14 protein-coding genes are annotated in these 17739 nt (G+C 43.8%); 4 read left to right on the top strand and 10 right to left on the bottom strand.

Annotated elements, in window-relative coordinates:
- Window positions 1-115: 115 nt before the first annotated feature.
- On the bottom strand, window positions 116-598 hold the full coding sequence (locus HWQ44_RS01300; RefSeq protein ID WP_292713815.1) for a hypothetical protein: 483 nt from the start codon (window positions 596-598) through the stop codon (window positions 116-118).
- Window positions 599-759: 161 nt separating this feature from the next.
- The gene (locus tag HWQ44_RS01295) at window positions 760-3009 is read right to left on the bottom strand and encodes a GAF domain-containing protein (protein WP_292713814.1); all 2250 of its coding nucleotides are present in this window, start codon (window positions 3007-3009) and stop codon (window positions 760-762) included.
- Between the two features lie 469 nt (window positions 3010-3478).
- Between HWQ44_RS01295 and HWQ44_RS01290 the strand changes: the two genes are divergently transcribed.
- The gene (locus tag HWQ44_RS01290) at window positions 3479-5527 is read left to right on the top strand and encodes a TrkA family potassium uptake protein (protein ID WP_292713812.1); all 2049 of its coding nucleotides are present in this window, start codon (window positions 3479-3481) and stop codon (window positions 5525-5527) included.
- Window positions 5528-6058: 531 nt separating this feature from the next.
- Here the strand turns inward: HWQ44_RS01290 and HWQ44_RS01285 are convergent.
- The 3 genes from HWQ44_RS01285 to HWQ44_RS01275 all read right to left on the bottom strand — a co-directional run bounded on the left by HWQ44_RS01285 (window position 6059) and on the right by HWQ44_RS01275 (window position 6821).
- Window positions 6059-6256 carry an NblA/ycf18 family protein gene (locus HWQ44_RS01285; RefSeq protein ID WP_292713811.1) on the bottom strand — a complete coding sequence of 66 codons (198 nt, stop codon included), beginning with the start codon at window positions 6254-6256 and terminating at the stop codon, window positions 6059-6061.
- Between the two features lie 133 nt (window positions 6257-6389).
- Window positions 6390-6629: a hypothetical protein gene (locus HWQ44_RS01280; RefSeq protein WP_292713809.1), complete on the bottom strand. Its 240-nt coding sequence runs from the start codon at window positions 6627-6629 to the stop codon at window positions 6390-6392.
- 60 nt (window positions 6630-6689) lie between these two features.
- Entirely contained in the window at window positions 6690-6821 is a 132-nt protein-coding gene (locus HWQ44_RS01275) for a hypothetical protein (RefSeq protein WP_292713807.1), read from the bottom strand.
- 251 nt (window positions 6822-7072) lie between these two features.
- Between HWQ44_RS01275 and HWQ44_RS01270 the strand changes: the two genes are divergently transcribed.
- From HWQ44_RS01270 to HWQ44_RS01260, 3 genes are all read left to right on the top strand, one after another.
- Window positions 7073-8080 carry a zinc-dependent alcohol dehydrogenase family protein gene (locus HWQ44_RS01270; RefSeq protein ID WP_292713806.1) on the top strand — a complete coding sequence of 336 codons (1008 nt, stop codon included), beginning with the start codon at window positions 7073-7075 and terminating at the stop codon, window positions 8078-8080.
- 324 nt (window positions 8081-8404) lie between these two features.
- Window positions 8405-10393 (top strand): pentapeptide repeat-containing protein, encoded by a 1989-nt coding sequence (locus HWQ44_RS01265; protein WP_292713819.1) that lies wholly within the window; start codon window positions 8405-8407, stop codon window positions 10391-10393.
- Window positions 10394-10867: 474 nt separating this feature from the next.
- Window positions 10868-11242 carry a hypothetical protein gene (locus HWQ44_RS01260; RefSeq protein ID WP_292713805.1) on the top strand — a complete coding sequence of 125 codons (375 nt, stop codon included), beginning with the start codon at window positions 10868-10870 and terminating at the stop codon, window positions 11240-11242.
- Between the two features lie 113 nt (window positions 11243-11355).
- On the opposite strand, the gene HWQ44_RS01255 is transcribed toward HWQ44_RS01260, so the two are convergent.
- From HWQ44_RS01255 to HWQ44_RS01235, 5 genes are all read right to left on the bottom strand, one after another.
- Window positions 11356-13221 (bottom strand): ABC transporter ATP-binding protein, encoded by a 1866-nt coding sequence (locus HWQ44_RS01255; RefSeq protein WP_292713803.1) that lies wholly within the window; start codon window positions 13219-13221, stop codon window positions 11356-11358.
- Between the two features lie 113 nt (window positions 13222-13334).
- Window positions 13335-14333 (bottom strand): aldo/keto reductase, encoded by a 999-nt coding sequence (locus tag HWQ44_RS01250; RefSeq protein WP_292713801.1) that lies wholly within the window; start codon window positions 14331-14333, stop codon window positions 13335-13337.
- A 137-nt stretch (window positions 14334-14470) separates the two neighbouring features.
- A complete protein-coding gene (locus HWQ44_RS01245; RefSeq protein WP_292713799.1) occupies window positions 14471-15073 on the bottom strand; it encodes a GDSL-type esterase/lipase family protein in 603 nt (200 codons plus the stop codon).
- A gap of 151 nt (window positions 15074-15224) precedes the next feature.
- Complete coding sequence (locus HWQ44_RS01240) at window positions 15225-15893, bottom strand: dienelactone hydrolase family protein (RefSeq protein ID WP_292713797.1); 669 nt, start codon at window positions 15891-15893, stop codon at window positions 15225-15227.
- 140 nt (window positions 15894-16033) lie between these two features.
- The gene (locus HWQ44_RS01235) at window positions 16034-17572 is read right to left on the bottom strand and encodes an amidohydrolase family protein (protein WP_292713817.1); all 1539 of its coding nucleotides are present in this window, start codon (window positions 17570-17572) and stop codon (window positions 16034-16036) included.
- Window positions 17573-17739 lie beyond the last annotated feature (167 nt).

Here is a 17739-nt window from a genome sequence, read left to right as displayed (position 1 = left end):
ACAGAGTTTGATCTTGCTCACGAGTTAGAAATACTCTTAAACGAGCGCCCATATATAAGTCACCTCATGTCGATGCATTCTCTGTATTTACTTATCTTTACATAGTCTGGTTTTTTTATGCCCACCTACTTAAGGGAAGACTTTTATAGAACCTCGCATAAGCATCATACCAGCATGATTGATGAGAAGGATTACTCTTATCCCTTACCGTATTTTTCCTCACACTATTCCAAAAATGACCCTCTGCTATCTCAATAGCCTGCTTAAAGGTAATTAGGTTATTTTGGATTGTATTTTTAGTGAGAATGGTTTGATCATACCAACTCCAGAACTCTGTTTCAGTGGAAAAGCTATTTAGAGCCTCAGCCACCTTTTTAGCTTTTTGGAGGGCTTCAACTATTCCCAGTTGAGTGAAAGTACACCCACAAGCTTTAGCTACCCGCTTAGTTCCTAGTTTAAACTGGATTAGTATGTAGGTGCCATAAGGCTTAGTTTCTCTTTTCAGTCCAACTCCTGAAGGGGTCTGCTTTTGAACATCCTTAAATAAGGCTAGTAAGCGTTCAAAGCCAATTAAATTGTCTGAAGACTCGTCTCTCATTTATCTCTCAATAATGGATGAAACCATTGAGAGATATTAGAGATAACCCTTATTTTAGGGGTTATTCGTGTAATGGAGGCTACCGTTGAGCTAGTCACCCACACAAATAACAATAGTAGCACAACATCTGACATTTAGCCAGTGCCGCCCCAAAAAACCAGTTAAAAGGGGAATCTGACGGTGAAAGTGGTTTGACCTGCTGCACTATTTACATGAATTGAGCCGCCTAAATGTCTGACCATTTTCTGCACTAATGCCAGTTCCAGTCCTGTGCCACTATGTTTCCAGGGATCATGTTTGGAAAGGTGATAGAAAGGCTCAAATATCCGTGACAGTTCATTGCTGGTAAGCTCTATTCCAGAATTTGTAATACTAAGCTCTACTGCATCCCCTATCAGGTGAGCATAGACTGTGATGGATTCGCCCGCTGGGGTGTATTTACAGGTATGGTTAAGCAGTTCGGTGACAATCCGCTCCAAATCAGTGATATCTGTCTCTAAAAGCGGCAGCGCATGATCAACTCTCAGGTTTAACTGCTGTCTTTGACAGTTGGTGAGGTCTCGAAAAGACTCGATAATGGGGTGAAGCCAGCTTTGAAAGTCAATGGCAATCAAAGTTGGGGGATCGGGTTCCGCTTCTAGATATGTGAGTGTGAGTAGGTCGTTAATTAACTTGCTTTCTCTCCCACACTCGTTATGCAGAATCTGCAAGAGTTGTGGAATTATTTCTATATCTGATATTTCTGCTGGTGTGAGGACACTTTCAAGAGTTTGGACTGCAAGACTGATGCTAGTTATTGGTGTCCGCAGTTCCTGGGATAGAGTTCTGAGAAATTGGTTTTTGAGCCGATCGCATTTTTCTAGTTCTTTTACCTGTGCCTGGGTTTGCTTGTAAAGCTGGGCTTGACGAATGGCGATCGCACATTCATTTGCTACCTGCTGCACTAGCTCAATTTCAAATTCATCAAAAGCCTCTTGTGATGGTCTTGTTAACCAAATATTTCCCAAAATCCCTTGAGTATCGAAAATTGGACAAGCCATCTGGGACATAACTAGCAACTTTGGTTGCCATCCCGGCACAATTTCTAAAAATTGCAATGGTTGTTTTTGTAATAGCGACTGATAAACTTCCAGACGGTCTGCAATCTGTCTGGTCAATCCTTGACACTGAGGTAAGTTAATGCTGTATTCGTAAGTAATAGTAACTAGAGTTTGGCAGGTGCTATAGAGTTCGATTTGGCAACGCTCAAGGTTCAGTAACTGTACTAATTCCTGGGTGAGTGTCTGCAACACCTGAGTTTCATCAAGACTGTCGCGGATTTGTTCTGTCATCCGTCGCACCAAGGCTTCAAAGTTTCGCACCTGCTGCAACTGATTGGTGTGCTTCTGTTTTTGCAACTCCATCTTGACTTTAAGATCCTTGATCTGCTGATGAAGTTCTGCCTGTTGAACAGCAATGCCGATTTGAGTTGCCAACTGCTTGAGCAAGTCAGTTTCCGTTTGCTGCCATTGACGCGTTTGGTGACAATGCTGGGCAATCAACAGTCCCCACATATCTTGCTCTTGGAAAATCGGCACGACTAGATTGGCTCTGATCTGCAAAGATGCCAGTAAATCTATATGACAAGGATGCAACCTGGCTGCATAAATATCTTCGACAACTTGAATGCAACCTCGTCCGTAGTGTTCTGCATGTTTGCCACCCAAGCAGGGATCGGTGATGTTTTTTCCCAAAAGTGGATCAATAGCAGCCACACATGATTCAGCAATGATTACTCCACTGCCATCAGCCTCGAAACGATAAATTAGCACGCGATCGCAATTCAAAAACTGCCGCAGTTCAATTGTTGTCTGATGCAGAATAGTCTCTAACTCTACATATTGGTGAATCCGTCCAGCGATCGCTTCTAGTAGTTGCTCCCGTTCCGCCTGGAATCTGATCGCTTGTTCTGCTTGCTTTACAGGAGTGGTATTGCTACTAGTACCAATCAGTCGATAAATCCTGGAGTTAGTATCCTTTAGTGGGGTGAGAGTCGTACTCCACCAAGTGGGAATTCCCTGGAATTGTAAACATTGTTCGTAAGAAATAGTTGTGCCAAAGTGTACGCAGTCAGTATAGTGCTGACGCACCCTAGCAGCATCAATGGGAGAGAGAATATCCTCTGGTTTTTTGCCCCGGAGATCGTCTGAGCGAATGCCTATCCACCGCTCATGAGTGGGATTAAGTGCTACATATCGAAAATCTCCGTCCTCCAGAACATCAACTACAAATATTGATGCCTGCACAGAATCGTACATGCTCAGTAGAAACTGCTCGCTACTGCTTTTTTCATCTACTTCTGTGCCGAAAAGAATTTGAGGTGGCGATAATTTTGTCAACTCCATAGTTGATTCCACTGGATTTATATTCATGCGAGAGTCCCTGTCTGGTATTACTGACTCTTCTAGGCGCTCTCTTGTCGTTACGCTTGTAGTAGATGCACTTTAGCGCCTATAGCAAAGTATTGTCAGCTGTTGCTCATCGAAATTTGGATCTTTCTTTACTTCTGGTCAGAAATCTAGGAAAGCTAATAGGAGTCAGCTTAACAAATCCTGCTTTTTGAAGGCGAAAATACATTTGCAGGTTAGGGCAAACTTACTGAAGTTTATTTTTAACAGTTTTTCAGGATTATTACATATATCTCAGTGCAAGCATCAGTATACATCAATTAAATTTATAATTCTTAATAATATTTTGTTTAATACATCTGAGGAAAGAAGTAGGGGAGAAGAGGAGAATAACTATGGCCTAATGCCCAATTCCAAGGATTACAAGAACAGTGAGATATAATCCTAGTAAACACATACTGTTAGCAGTATCGAATGTTGCCATCAACAGAAAGTGCATCCCCCTCCTACTGGCAATCAAAAAAAACCCCAAGACCTTTTCTTAGTATGCGGACTCCAAAGTTTAGGGCAACATTGCGTTGCAGTCCTAAAAGAGTACGATGTTAAAGTCATTGCCATTAACGATGTGCAGTCCGAACATTGGGAAGTCCCAGAAGTACCTAGTTTACTAGAAAAGTTAATCATAGGAGACTGCCGCCAGCCAAGTGTTCTAGAGCAGGCAGGTATAAGCCAGTGTCGTTCAATACTTTTAGTGACTAGAAATGAGCGGATAAATATAGAAGCTGCCTTTGCAGCCCGGCGTCTTAATCCTCACGTTCGCCTGATTGTCCGTTCTGACAAACAAAATTTCAACAAACTCTTATGGGAAAATCTCGGTAATTTTGTTGCCTTTGAGCCTACTCATCTTTCAGCTCATGCCTTCGCTCTGACAGCCCTCGGCTCTGAAGCTATTGGATATTTCACCTTAGAAGGGCAACTATTGCAAGTGATAAAGCACCAGGTAGAAGCGAAGGATAGCTGGTGTAATGGCAAGCCAGTACATAGACTCAATCTTACAACTCGCCGCATCTTGAGTCACAGACCTGTTTCATCTAACCCCCTCAAAGAATTGTTTGGCTGGAACCCAGAGGCAGAAGTGCAGGTAGGAGACATGCTAGTTTACATTGATGTTGCATACGAACTGGCTTTATCTAAGCAACACCGAAAATTTCATAGTCAAAGGTGGCAGTGGCAACAGTTTATCCAAGGCATCACAGCGAAAAATCTCAAGGAGGAAATAGCACAATTTTGGCAATCTTACTACCAAAGCCAAAATCAAATCCGGCGGATTGCGACAATATATGCGATTACTGTACTTATTCTCTGGTTCCTTGGAATAGTTCTTTATCGCTTATATTATCCTGACATTTCCCTCCAAGAAGCTTTCTATGCAACAGCAGTCTTGCTGTTGGGAGGATACGGAGATTTATTTGGCGGTGTTGAGTTTTCATCACAATCACAACCCTCAGATCATATCCCTTGGTGGTTGCGGTTGTTTAGCTTGGGACTCACATTAACAGGTCAAGCTTTCGTAGGAGTATTATATGCACTGCTGACTGATGCTCTTGTTACTTCAAGATTCCATTTTTTCAATTCTCGTCCTCCCATACCACAACGCAACCATGTGGTGATTATTGGCTTAAATCGCTTGGGACAGAGAGTGGCTGCTCTTTTGCAAGAACTCAACCAGCCGTTAGTAGGAATTCATCCTACCACTCTCGACCAAGATACTTTACCCGATATACCCCTTATCGTTGGCAATGCTACCGAAGCACTCACTAAGGTGAATCTCTCCCATGCCAAAAGCATCGTTTTAGTTGGGGACGACAACATGGAAAATCTGGAAATCGGTTTGATGGCTCATGCAATCAACCCCGCCACTACCTTGATTATCCGCTCTCAAGACCGTCAATTTAGTGATAATATAGCTCCTCTGTTTCCCTATGCTCAAGTTCTGTGTGGCGCGGCTTTATCGGCGGAAGTCTTTGCTTGTGCTGCCTTTGGAGAAAACGTTCTGAGCTTGTTTCACTTGAATGAGCAAATAGTTATGGTGACGGAATACAAGGTGGAAGAGGGCGATACTCTCAATGGGTTGCTTCTATCTGAAATAGCTTATGGCTACAGTGTTGTGCCGATTCTCTACCAGAAATATCGGCGAGATAATTACTCCTTGATGCCCTGGTATGATGTTAAGCTTAATGCTGGCGATCGCTTGATTGTTTTAGCCACAAGCAGTAGTTTACAGCGAATTGAATGGGGTGAAATGCTGCCTCGCCTTTGGCAGGTGCAAATTGAAAAGGCTCTAACTACAAATGCTATTATATATGGTGCTGAAGAGATAGTTTTGATTACGGGATGTAGTTCCCCTACCGCTAGGCAATGGATGAATAATTTGCCTAGAGTGTTGCCAATACCACTTTATAAACATCAAGCTCAACGTCTCGTGCGCGAGTTAACAAAAGTACAAGTTTTGGCAAATGTAATCTTTATTGGGCAACCTTGAACCTTGTATGACTAAAAGTCAAAATAATTCATAATTATTACCCCACACATTTAGCTTGCCCGTTGTGATATGGGCTTGTCTGAAATATCCATGCGCTATGCATTTTTATTGGTCAATATTGTTTAGTTTAGCAAGTCGTAATCTGATTGCACCTCACACCTGATATCATGTTCGGGTAAAAACTTATCATTTAGACCGCAGGGGTGCAGGGGGCAGGGAGCAGGGAAAAAGAGGTTTTCCTGATTTTTGCACGGATGCGGTAATCATAAATAATTAACCGGACTTGATATGAGAGGATCATCGCCAAAAAATTCTGTTACCAAAATTGTTACCAGTGCCTTGTGCTTGGGCGGTTACTTTATCATGATATAGAGTTAAGCTCCTCACATCACACAGAAAACCGTGAAACATAGTGTTTCACGGTTTTTTTTTCAGAAATGATGTATGGGCGTAGATATGCAGACAACAGTTGAATTCAAACATTGCTCTGCTAACACGAATCTACCACACATACTTTTATTACTTCTCTGTTTATCCAGAGACTGTGCCTAAATCTAGTCTCCACTCATGTTTGAGCAATTGCTGGAAAGTCGTTTCCCGAATCATCATCTGTTCATACAGCACAAGCAAAAACTCTTGAGCTTGTTCATGGGACATTTGTTGCACTTTGTCGGCAAAACAACGGATGCTAAATTCTTGTTCTAATGATAATTCTATGGGCTGATTCATTCTTGGCTCCTGCATTAATTAGGGACGAAAATTAGAAGCTCGATACTAGCGTGTTTGATATGTTTAAACTCCCAGAATCCAGATTAGGCCTCTCTAATCACCGTGTCCGGCTTTTAGTTAATAGCCAACCTGTTTACACAGAGTTATTGAAATAGGTTGCCCAAAGAGTTCCAGTTACTCCAAGAGCGATTAAGAGGTATGTAAAAAATTTGCCTAATTCAGGTTGTTGTCCTAATACCTTGTCTTCTTGACCAGCGGTGAAAAATAATGACCAAGCTTGATTGGCATTAATTTTTTCAAAGTCGTTAAAACTAGGTCTAAAAACTACTGCCCCAAGCAAATTTTTGTTGGGATAATCAAAATCGGTTTTCATGATCTTCTCTCTATTGTTTTATTGATTCGACAAGGGAATGATTGTCATCTGTTAACTAAATTACTTGGCAGAATTTAAGCGATCTTTGTGAATTTTGCCATCAGGCATTTTTGCCCCTATTAGATTAGTCATTAGGCTGATTCTTTTCAAATCTGCCTGAGCATATTGGTCTAAAACTTCATTGGCATCCATATTGGTTGCCTCGCAACGAGTAGCGTTGTCGCTGTATATTTTTATTATAGCTATATTTCGGAATATTTAGTTTTATTTCAAATAATAGATAATTATTAAGTTGATTTTTTCCATATATACCTTTGAAGATGCGTAGGCCTCTCGCACCTTGTCGCCAGATATTGCAGTTTTTCCTCAGATGTAGCTCTGTATTCACCCTCTTGCGCTAAAGTTGCAAATGAACGTGCATCTAAAGCCAGGAGGAAAGAGTTGTGAAAGCAGTCTTGATGACAGCGGCTGGCAGTCCCGAAGTTCTGCAAGTACAGGATGTACCAAACCCTGCTGTTCCTGTAGGGAATACTGAACTTTTAGTGCGTTTAGTGGCGGCTGGTATTAACCCCATCGACACTAAACTTCGGAGTCGAGGCACTTTCTATCCCGATCGCATGCCGACAATTTTAGGATGTGATGGTGCAGGTGTCGTGGAAGCTGTGGGTGCTGGTGTTCAGCGTTTTCGCCCAGGTGATGAAGTATATTTTTGCTATGGTGGCTTGGGCGCACATCAAGGAAATTACGCTGAATATACCGTTGTAGATGAGCGGTTTGTGGCACGTAAACCCGCGTCTATCTCCTTTGCCGAAGCAGCAGCAGCGCCTTTAGTATTAATCACCGCCTGGGAAGCTTTATATGAACGGGGACGATTAGAACCTGGGGAACGGGTTTTGATTCATGCGGGTGCTGGTGGTGTCGGCCATGTAGCAATTCAATTGGCCAAACTCAAAGGTGCTACTGTTTCCACCACAGTGGGTTCTGAGGAAAAAGCTAATTTTGTCAAAGAACTTGGTGCTGATCATGTAATTTTTTACAAACAAACAGACTTTGTGCAAGCGGTATTAGATTGGACTGGTGGCGAAGGCGTAGACTTGGCTTTTGATACTGTAGGGGGCGAAACCTTTCACAAAACCTTCCCCGCAGTGCGAGTCTATGGCGATATTGTGACGATTCTCGAACCAGATGCCAATACCGTTTGGAAAACTGCTAGAACTCGCAATCTCCGCATCGGTTTAGAATTCATGTTGGCACCAGCCTTGCTAGGATTGGAAGAAATTCTCCACCATCATGCAGAAATTCTCGAACAATCTGCCACCTGGATCGATGAAGGCAAATTAAAAATCCATGTTAGTCACAAGTTTCCTTTGAAAGAAGCAGCTAAAGCCCACCAACTGATTGAAAACGGTACTGTGGCAGGTAAAATTGTTCTGCTAATTAGTGACGAATGATCGAACAATTTGCATAATTTATCTTTTAAACGCATAGGCGCTTCTCTACGAGACGCTACGCGTAGCTTGCTTCCCCGTAGGGGTACGCCTTCCCGCAGGGTAGGCACGCAGAGGTTAAACGCAAAGGTACACAGAGGAGTTTCTCTGCGTACCTCTGCGCTTCCCTTAGCGTTCCTTTGCGTTTTACTTCTCCTCCTCCTCCCCCTACCTGCTTGGGCAGGACAAACACAACCAGAACGCACACCCTTAACTCTGGAATTATTGCAAGAACGACTACGCACACCGACACTCCGCGAAGGCAATTTAACCGTAGATTTGCAAAAGATGGCGATCGATTTGCGCCCAGAAAACGCTAGCTTTCGTGATGCTTTTTACCAACTGCTGCGAAAAGAACTAGGTACAAAACCTCTAGGTTTAGACCTCAGCTATGCTTTGATTCTGGGGGATTTTGTCGGCAGTGATTTGAGTTTAAGAACACCACTGTATGCAAAAGCGATCGCACCCATTTTCACCCCTACCGAACAAGAAAAACTAGAACGTTTGCGCTTTGTTTGTCTAGAGTCACTCGCAATCGCTTTACCCAACTCTAAAGATTGTCGATCGCTTCTGGGAACAGAGTCAACCCCAGCCAGTGAAATCGCCGTCTTTCGTGGTGTCTTAACACTGGTGCAAACTCGCTTTAACGGCGAGGTTAAGTTCTCCAATACATTTTTCCTTCAGTCTGTGGATGCCCAAGGTGCAACTTTTCTCCAACCCACTAACTGGACTGAAACCAGATTTGCTCGTCCTGTTAGTTTTACCAGTGTTAACTTCCAACAACCAAGCAATTTTCAGGGCAGTATATTTTTTGAAAAAGCTAACTTTAAAAAAATTAAATTTCGGGAACTCGCTGATTTTCAAGGTAGTATCTTTGAGAATACTGCCAACTTTAACCAAGCAACTTTTAAACAGTTGGCTAAATTCAATAGTGTCCAATGGCAAGGGAATGCTGATTTTTCTGAAGTGTATTTTGCCAATCAAGCCCAGTTTACTAAAGCCGATTTTAATCAGTTCCTCCTTTTAACAGAAGCAACTTTTGAGCAATCTGTAAGCTTTCGAGAAGCGGAGTTTAACCAATTAGTAAATTTGCAAGGTGCGAACATTCTGAACCAAGCAGATTTTAGTGATGCCAGGTTTGCTAAAGAGGCTTGTTTAAGCGTACCTGGTTTAACTTTTAACTCCAATCAAGCGAAAATTTTAGGTAATCCCGGTCAGATTGGTCAGATGTTCTGCATCCCAACATTGCAAGGTAATCAAAACGTCTTGCGGAATTTGGGGCAAAATTTTCGTCAGCAACAGCAAGTAGCCGATGCTAATGAACTGGAATACACAAAACAACGACTGCGATTAATCGAGTTTGGGCATCGTTTGACGGCTACAAATATTAATAGTGCAACTGTTGCCAGTTTGATGAATCTGGGTTTTTCTGCAACTCAAGCCCAAGCGATCGCCCAGCGTCGTCTGCTAAAATCCTTTCGCAACAGTAGTGAGTTACTCACCATAGCAGACATCGATTTAAAAAAATATACCCAACTAAGCGATCGCTTAATTGTTGGGGAAACCCTTTCTATTGGTGGATGGTTACTGCAAGCTTGGAGTTGGTTGGCGTTGAGTGTACTGCTGTTGTTGAGTGGCTATGGGACAAATTTTTGGTTAGTCTTTGGCGTGGGAGGATTAGCGATCGCTTATTTCGGCTTACTATTTTGGCTAGTGGATCGCTATCGTCGCCTGCATCCCGTACCAATTATTCCCACATCTTACGAAACCATTTCGATATTAGTCAGTTTTAGCGTTTTAGAATTCTTCAGCTTACTAGCGATCTTTCGTAATACTGCACAACCTTGGCTGACATTGGGGTGTCTTTTTATAATTATTGTCCCCGTGCCAATGGCTTTATTGATCCGACTTTACCAACAAGGTCGTTATCATGACTTAATGGACGTTTCTTATTTCACAGAAGACGGCACATTTCGCCAATTACGATTATTGATTGGACGTTTGCCAGTGATACCAAGGAATCAGACATTTCGGGAACGATATATGCCCTTGTTGGGCGATCGCCATTGGAACTGGCTCAACTACTATGATTTTAGTCTCAACAACCTAGTTAAATTAGGATTTAACGATATTCGTTTGCGAGACGAACATTTACCAGGTATTATCTCTGCACTTGCTTGGTATCAATGGAGTTTGGGTTTAATTTACATCACGTTGGTTTTGTGGACACTTTCGCGTACAATTCCGGGATTGAATTTGTTGATTTATCTGAAGTAGCTGATCGCGCGATTAGATAGCGGCAATAAATTCATTAACTGTAAGTCCAGCAGTACGGATAAGACTACGCAATGGTAAACCAAGTTCTGCACGAACTTGAAGACAAACTGCGATCACACTACAAAGTTAAGTGAATACGGCAACCGCCTTGTTAATGCGTCAGCTTGCATTGTGAATGCGACGGCCGCTTTGTTAATGCGTCAGCTTGCATTGTGAATGCGGCGGCCGCTTTGTTAATGCATCGGCTTGCATAAGTTAACTTACTCTTTTTCTAACTTTGTTTTAAACTGTTACATTTACAATCAATTTGCATTTTTTTAAATTTTGAGAAAATTTTCAAATCCTCTCTCTGTTCCCGTATTTATTCAAAAGGGAAAATTAAAAACCTTACATTTTATCTAAAAACTTCACCCTACTGTTATTTTTTACGTTCTATTGGGCACATTAAATATAGAATTTAGCACGTATACATATATGCCTAACCAAGATACAACACGTCGGTTGCGGTTTCAAGTCATTAGTCAAGATATTACCTCATTCCACGGTTTGCAAACCGTCAGCACTTACGATACAAGCCGTTCTAATGCCTCTGTTGCAAACATTCAGCAAGCTTATCAGGCGATGTTGGCACAGCAACAGGCTGAAACTGAGAAACTAGCTTTATACCGTGCTGCTGTCGATGCTGCTCGATTGGCAGAATGGGAATTTCACAATGCTGTATTAGCCATGAAAGAAGTTGTGCGCGGACAATATGGCTCAGATAGCGATCAAGCCCAAGCTGTTGGACTGAAGAAAAAATCCAACCGCAAGCGTCCCACTCGCAAAAAGTCGGTTGCAGTTGCAAGTTAATTAACTTAACTAATCAAGTCAAGTTTAAATTAATAGGTAAGCAAGTTCGTAGTAAGGACTTTAGTCCTTATTTTTTAAGCACTAAAGTGCCTACTACAAACCTTCAAAACTTATCAAGCGATCATTCCCTTTTCGACGTTATCTGTGCCAGTGCGAACCTCGTCGAGATTTTCTGGTAGAAATCCACCTGCTTGCATTTTCCATAACCTGTAGTAAGCGCCGCCGAGTGCCAGCAGTTTAGCATGGGAACCATCTTCGATAATGCGACCTTTGTCGAATACCAAAATCCGGTCTAGATGGACGATGGTAGATAATCGATGAGCTACCACGATGACCGTTTTCCCATTCATTGCTAAGTCGAGGGTATCTTGGATTGCTTTTTCGGTGATTGAATCGAGGCTAGAGGTGGCTTCATCTAAAATCAGAATCGGCGCATCTTTGAGGATTACCCGTGCGATTACAATGCGCTGTCTCTGCCCTCCAGACAACTTGACACCACGTTCGCCTACCAGAGAATCGTAACCGTCCTGACTTTGGATGATGAAATCGTGAGCATGAGCTTTTCGCGAAGCCTCCATCACTTCCTCATCGGTTGCATCCAAACGTCCGTAACGAATATTTTCTAGCAAAGTGCGATGAAACAGAGACGGATCTTGGGGAATTAAGCTGATCTGAGCGTGTAAGGCATCCTGAGTCATGTCTCGAATATCGACCCCATCAATGATAATCTGTCCAGATTGTGGGTCGAATAAACGCAGAATCAGATTGACAAAGGTCGATTTTCCAGAGCCGGACAAACCCACCAGTCCGACACGCTGTCCCGGTTGGATGGTGACAGAAAGGTTGTTGAAAACTTTCTTCTCATCTGTGTAGTTGAAATTCACGCGGCGAAACTCAATCTTACCTTGAGTGATTGAGTGTGCGATCGCTTTCTCGCGATCGACCAACTCGTGCGGTTGAACGATGGTGAAGACACCATTGGCGACATTCCCAACATGTTCAAAAAATTCCAGAAAGCGGCGGCTCAAATTGCGGGCTTCACTGATGATCAACAGTGATAAGCTAGTTGCTACAACAAAGTCAGCAGTAGCGATCTTTCCTTGACTCCAGAGAGAGAGTGAGTAATACAGGGTGCTGATTTTCAGAATGGCTGCTGAGATGAACTGAAACCAGCGAATGCGCTCCGAGTACCAGTTAGATTCTCTCACGTGTTTGAGTTCGTGTCTTAATTGCTCATTCAAATAACGTCGTTCAAAACCAAAGCGAGCAAATAGTCGGCTACTAGTGAGATTTGTGACTGTATCTACAATGATGCCAGTTGTCTCACTTCTGGCGGCTGCGGCTTTTCGGGAGTAAAATCGGCAGCGAGTTGCCAGCCAGAACGAAATACTGATGAAGAAAACTGCCCATATCCCCACGAGTGCAGCCAGCGGAGGATAGGCGCGATACAGTATCGACGTGGCAACAGTATACACAACGATTACTGGCATAAATTCAGTAATCATCATTTGCATCGTCTGGGTAACACCCAGAGAGGTTTCGCTAATCCGATGTGCCAATGCCCCAGAAAAACTGCTGCTTAAGTAGCGATGCGAATGGTACTGTAAGTAGGCATATAGCGATCGCACAATATGCTGTCGGTGGATGGGATGGAGGATGGTTTGCAAGAGTCCAGCCGAGCGCCCAAATACCACTTCACCCACACTCAAGCCGATGAACAGCATCAGGGGTTGTTTCATGGCATCAAAAATCGGCTTGCTGTCGCCCGTCGATCGCGTTACGCCCCGAATGATCTCGCCAATAGCATAAGGCAACATAATGCCACAAGTTGCGTGTATTACCTCCAGGATCACCATTAACACATACCACCAGCGGAATTGGTTAACGAAATAGCAAATGAACCTGAATGGAGTTGATGGCAAATCTGGTGCATCAGGAGCACGTTGAAAGGATTTGGATTGTCTGGTCTTTTTCGTCATGAAAGTTCCGGTTTGCAAACACGTCTAATACCAATTCGTAATGACGCTCCTACATCGCTAGTGCTGCGCTAACGTAATTCGTAATTATGAAAATCATTTTTTATTAATAGAAACTAACGAAGAGAATCTCCCCTCCGGTATTCGGCGGTTAGATCGTCTAACTTTTGTTTCAAACTATCGTCAAGTTTTAGTTCTACTGCCTTTAAGTTGTCAGTAAGTTGTTCTGGACGGCTAGCGCCAATGATGGGAGCAGTGATAATAGGATTAGATAAAACCCAAGCCACCGCTAGAGTAGTGAGGGAAAATCCCGCAAGATCCGCGACTGTGCGTAAATCTTCGACAGTATTGAACTCGCGATCGTGCCAGTAACGATCTTGATAACGTTCTGCGGCAGCACCTAGCGTGAAACGCGTACCTGATGTGGGGCCTTGAGCAAGAATGTGTTTGCCAGTTAGCAGACCACCCGCCAAGGGATTGTAAGAAATTACACCCAGTCCTTCTTCTTTGGCCAAGGGCAATAGTTCTCGCTCAATTTCGCGAAACAATAGGTTGTAGCGGGGCTGAATTGAAATGAACTTAGTTAAATTGCGTGTTTCGGCACGACCCAAGGCGCGGGCGAGTCGGTAAGCTAAGAAGTTGGAAACCCCGATGTAACGCACCTTACCAGCACGAACTACCGCGTCCAGAGCTTCCAGAGTTTCATCGAGAGGGGTTGAGGCATCGTCGGAGTGCAATTGATACAGGTCGATATAATCGGTTCCCAGCCGCCGTAGAGAAGCATCGATCGCATCCAAAATATGTTTCCGGGAAGCTCCCTGATCCCAAGGTGCAGGGCCAACTCGACCGACGCACTTAGTAGCTAAAATAAAATGTTCGCGTTTGCCTTTCAGCCAGCGCCCAACGATTTCTTCAGTGCGTCCCGCAGTAGCAAGCCCGCCGCCAAGGGGATAAACGTCGGCTGTATCTAAAAAGTTGATTCCGCCATCGGCAGCGGTATCGAGGATGTGCCTGGAAGTTTCTTCGTCGGTCTGTAAACCAAAGGTCATAGTGCCGAGACAAAGACGCGAAACAGTCAATCCAGTTTTACCGAGATTAGTAGTTGGTAAAGTCATAAAGATGTTGTTAATTGAGAAAGTGTGGAAATTTTTAAATAGAATGCGACGTGCGCTTCGCTAACGCAAAACTAAAAGCTTATGCGATATATAAACATCAGCCATAATTAGCCAATAAGATAATGATGTCGGTATTTTTAAGGTGTGAACCAATTTAACCAACCTTCCCAGTTTTGGACGATCGCAGCAAATTCTGCATAACCATCAGCTTTTGGATGAGCGCCGTCATTGGCTTTTGCTTCTGCTAGCCAAATTGGTGACTTCACCAAACGAGAAAACATATCGAGATACGGAACATCTAGTTGATCGCAAACCAATGCGAATTCCTCTGAGAGATTGGCAAGAATTTGATTATCACCACAGGGTGGCAGACTAACCATCAAGATTGGATAGAGTTGCTTTGCTTGGCTTAAGATACTGCGAGCATTTGCGATCGACTCTGAAAGTTCGATTCCTTGCTGTTTACCCGCCCATCCTGAATCGTTTGCCCCAAAAGAAAACACTACTCGACCATCGGATTCTCTTGGGAGACGATAGGAAACTTCTGAGTACCAACGTTGTTTGAGATACCGACTCGTCTCTGCCCGCACCCCCAAGTTGTAATGGGTGATAGCGTATCCTCTTGACTCAGCATTGCGGCACACTCTACCTGTCCAACCCAGAAACTCTGGATCGCCTGTGCCATTGACAAAGGATTCACCAATAAAACAAATTCTGATTTCTTTGCGAGAATCTGACATAATTCAACTAAATTTTGCCGAAAAAGTTCGGTTTTGACTTGAGAAGCATTATGTTCATGATTCTAGAAGATATTAATATATTGTTATGTTAGGCAGGCAGAACGCTGCCTACTCCACTGAATATTGCAAGTTAGTTTTTGAACATTTCACCTCAAGCAACTACAGAAATTTCACGGCGGTTCTGGGAAATTAGCCACTGTTGTAACTTCGGATCGCCGTATACCTCATCTGCAATAAAATGATCGCCTTCCGGTAGCACTGTAAAATCGACTTTTCCCCCGACTTTGCGTAAGCGCTCAACAAAATTCTCTGTATCCTCAATCGGCAGATTTTTGTCCTGTCCACCTTGGAATATCTGAACGGGAATATTTTTGAGTGCAGCTAGTTCGCTTTCTGCTAATGTTTTTGGTACACGTCCAGACACAGGTACTAAACCTGCGAAGCGATCGGGATGTAAAGCAGCGATATGCCAGATACCCGCCGAGCCTAAGCTGAACCCAGCCAATATCACCCGTGCTGGATCGACGGGTTGGGAAACGATCAGTTCATCAAGCAAAGCAAGCACATCATCTGCTCGATCTGCCCAAGTCTGTTCAGCCGGAATTTGGGGTGCAGCAAAGACATAAGGTAAGGAGTCAGATAAATCTACAAAACGAGGTAAACCCCATTTCAGTAGCACATTCAAATCTGTGCCGCGATCGCGTCCTCCGTGTAGAAAAAGTACTAAGGGTGCAGGTTTGTTGGCATTGTCAGAAACAGGCGAGAACAGATAAGGCAAGGAACCATTGTTGGTGTCGTGAGAGCGTTGTTCAACAGGCATTGTTGTGACTCCTAATTTGATTTGGGGATTGGGTACAAGAGGCAAAGGGGCAGGGTACAGGGTGCAAGGGGGAGAATGAGTAATTAATTTACCTCTTTCCCCTTCTGCTCCCTGACTCCCTTGCTTATTCACCTCGCCTTTTACGCCACCACTAAACTCTTGTCCACTTGTTTAAATTCGGTGTTACCTACCTTGGATTCGATCGCTGTACCCTTAAAGAAATCGGGGTTAGCTTGGGTGTAAAACTTGTAGGGATTAGCGAATACATAAGACTTGAAGTCGGCTTCAGAAATAACGCCTTCTTGTACGAGATCCCAGCTTTCAGCCAAGGGGGAAGTTAAGTCTGGCACATCCCAGTGACCAACATCGGAGGAATAGATGGCGTTGATTTTGACTCCCAAGGGATTGGCTTTGTCGTTGAATGCCGTAGCGATCGTGCGATCGTCGGACTCGGAACCAAAGAAGAAACTATTCACCCAGCGATCGCGGATGTCTTCAATTGTTTCAATACCTGCTGCTGCAAAATCATCCAATTCGCTACCAATGGGCGCACGGCTATGACGGCTAAATGAAGCTCCCAGTACAGTCTTGGTCAATTCGTCCTTATCGAGGAAATGTCCTTGAGTAACTTCTGCACCGTAGCGCTCAAATATCTCAAACAACTCATCGGCATTCGTCAATGCTGGATTGTAGTTTTCCAGTGCCTTGATATTGCGCTTGGAGAAACGATCTACCAAATGAATGTAGACACGCGCACCCCAATCTGCACCACCTTCCAGCATCGCTACACGCAACTGGGGAAAACGCTTGGTAACACCGCCGAAGAACAGCGCCTTCGCAAATGCTTCCGAACCATCGGCGAAGTGACCGATATGGTTGTTCATGTAGTTACTGATGGAGGAGCGACCAGTCCAGCCTTGACTGCCGTAATGGGTAGTAACGGGTACGCCAAGTTCCACGACCTTTGCCCAGAAAGGATCGTAGTCGTATTCACTATCTAATCCGTAGAAGTCGATATAAGAAGCATACTTGGCGATTTCGGGGAATTTATCGGCTGGATATTTATCAGCGATCGCTTTGATTGGTCGTTTCACACCACCAGTGATATTAATTACCTTTAAGCCCAGTGTTTTCACAGCAAACTCTAGCTCCTCAATGCCTTCTTGGGGAGTAGTTAATGGGATGCCAGCAACCGGTGTCAGGCGATCGCTATATTTCCGGTAAATATCAGCATGATAGTGATTGACTGCGCGTTGCAGCGCCTGACGATTCTCTGGACTCGCTCCAGCCGGTGCTAAAACATTGTTGGGAAACAGCACCGAATAATCCGATCCTTGCTCCGCCTGACGCTCATAGAGCAGTCCGGGGAGAGTGTAAGTTGCGAGATCCAATGTGTTTTTGGTAACTCTAGCCCACCAAGGCGATCGGATTGTCCGATTGTATTGACGTTCTTCAGGAGTTTGTTGATACCAGTCTTTACCGTTGCTCTTGGAGTTGAGGCGCGAGGCTTCAGTCTTGCGTAACTCATCTACAAGTTTCACACCGCCGTATTTAGCGATGTAATCCTCAAAAGCTGGCGTGAAATCATTAGTGTGAACGTCGGTGTCAATTACCGGATAATCAAGGGTTGCTCTGATTGCAGCAGAGCGTGAGGTCTTCAATCGGCTATATTCAGTCATATTTTTTTCCTTGCCTACGGCACAAAAATTACAGAGTTTTTCAGCATCCAATGCTGCTATTGACAAATACATTTCTTGTAGAGACGGCGATTTATCGCGTCTCTCCACAATCGCGTCTCCCTACGATTTTCTGTAAGGCGGCGATCTACAGAAGGTACAGTTTAAAA

It is taken from the genome of Nostoc sp. JL34 (assembly GCF_017114945.1).
Lineage (GTDB): Bacteria > Cyanobacteriota > Cyanobacteriia > Cyanobacteriales > Nostocaceae > Nostoc.
This window is presented reverse-complemented; position numbering and strand designations above follow the sequence as displayed.

Bases quoted from the DNA above. Each gene is read 5' to 3' on its own strand.
- HWQ44_RS01260 (WP_292713805.1), top strand. From the start codon at position 10,868: ATGCCTAACCAAGATACAACACGTCGGTTGCGGTTTCAAGTCATTAGT.
- HWQ44_RS01280 (WP_292713809.1), bottom strand. From the start codon at position 6,629: ATGAAAACCGATTTTGATTATCCCAACAAAAATTTGCTTGGGGCAGTA.
- HWQ44_RS01295 (WP_292713814.1), bottom strand. From the start codon at position 3,009: ATGAATATAAATCCAGTGGAATCAACTATGGAGTTGACAAAATTATCG.
- HWQ44_RS01245 (WP_292713799.1), bottom strand. From the start codon at position 15,073: ATGTCAGATTCTCGCAAAGAAATCAGAATTTGTTTTATTGGTGAATCC.
- HWQ44_RS01265 (WP_292713819.1), top strand. From the start codon at position 8,405: ATGGCGATCGATTTGCGCCCAGAAAACGCTAGCTTTCGTGATGCTTTT.
- HWQ44_RS01275 (WP_292713807.1), bottom strand. From the start codon at position 6,821: ATGGATGCCAATGAAGTTTTAGACCAATATGCTCAGGCAGATTTGAAA.
- HWQ44_RS01240 (WP_292713797.1), bottom strand. From the start codon at position 15,893: ATGCCTGTTGAACAACGCTCTCACGACACCAACAATGGTTCCTTGCCT.
- HWQ44_RS01300 (WP_292713815.1), bottom strand. From the start codon at position 598: ATGAGAGACGAGTCTTCAGACAATTTAATTGGCTTTGAACGCTTACTA.
- HWQ44_RS01235 (WP_292713817.1), bottom strand. From the start codon at position 17,572: ATGACTGAATATAGCCGATTGAAGACCTCACGCTCTGCTGCAATCAGA.
- HWQ44_RS01285 (WP_292713811.1), bottom strand. From the start codon at position 6,256: ATGAATCAGCCCATAGAATTATCATTAGAACAAGAATTTAGCATCCGT.
- HWQ44_RS01250 (WP_292713801.1), bottom strand. From the start codon at position 14,333: ATGACTTTACCAACTACTAATCTCGGTAAAACTGGATTGACTGTTTCG.
- HWQ44_RS01255 (WP_292713803.1), bottom strand. From the start codon at position 13,221: ATGACGAAAAAGACCAGACAATCCAAATCCTTTCAACGTGCTCCTGAT.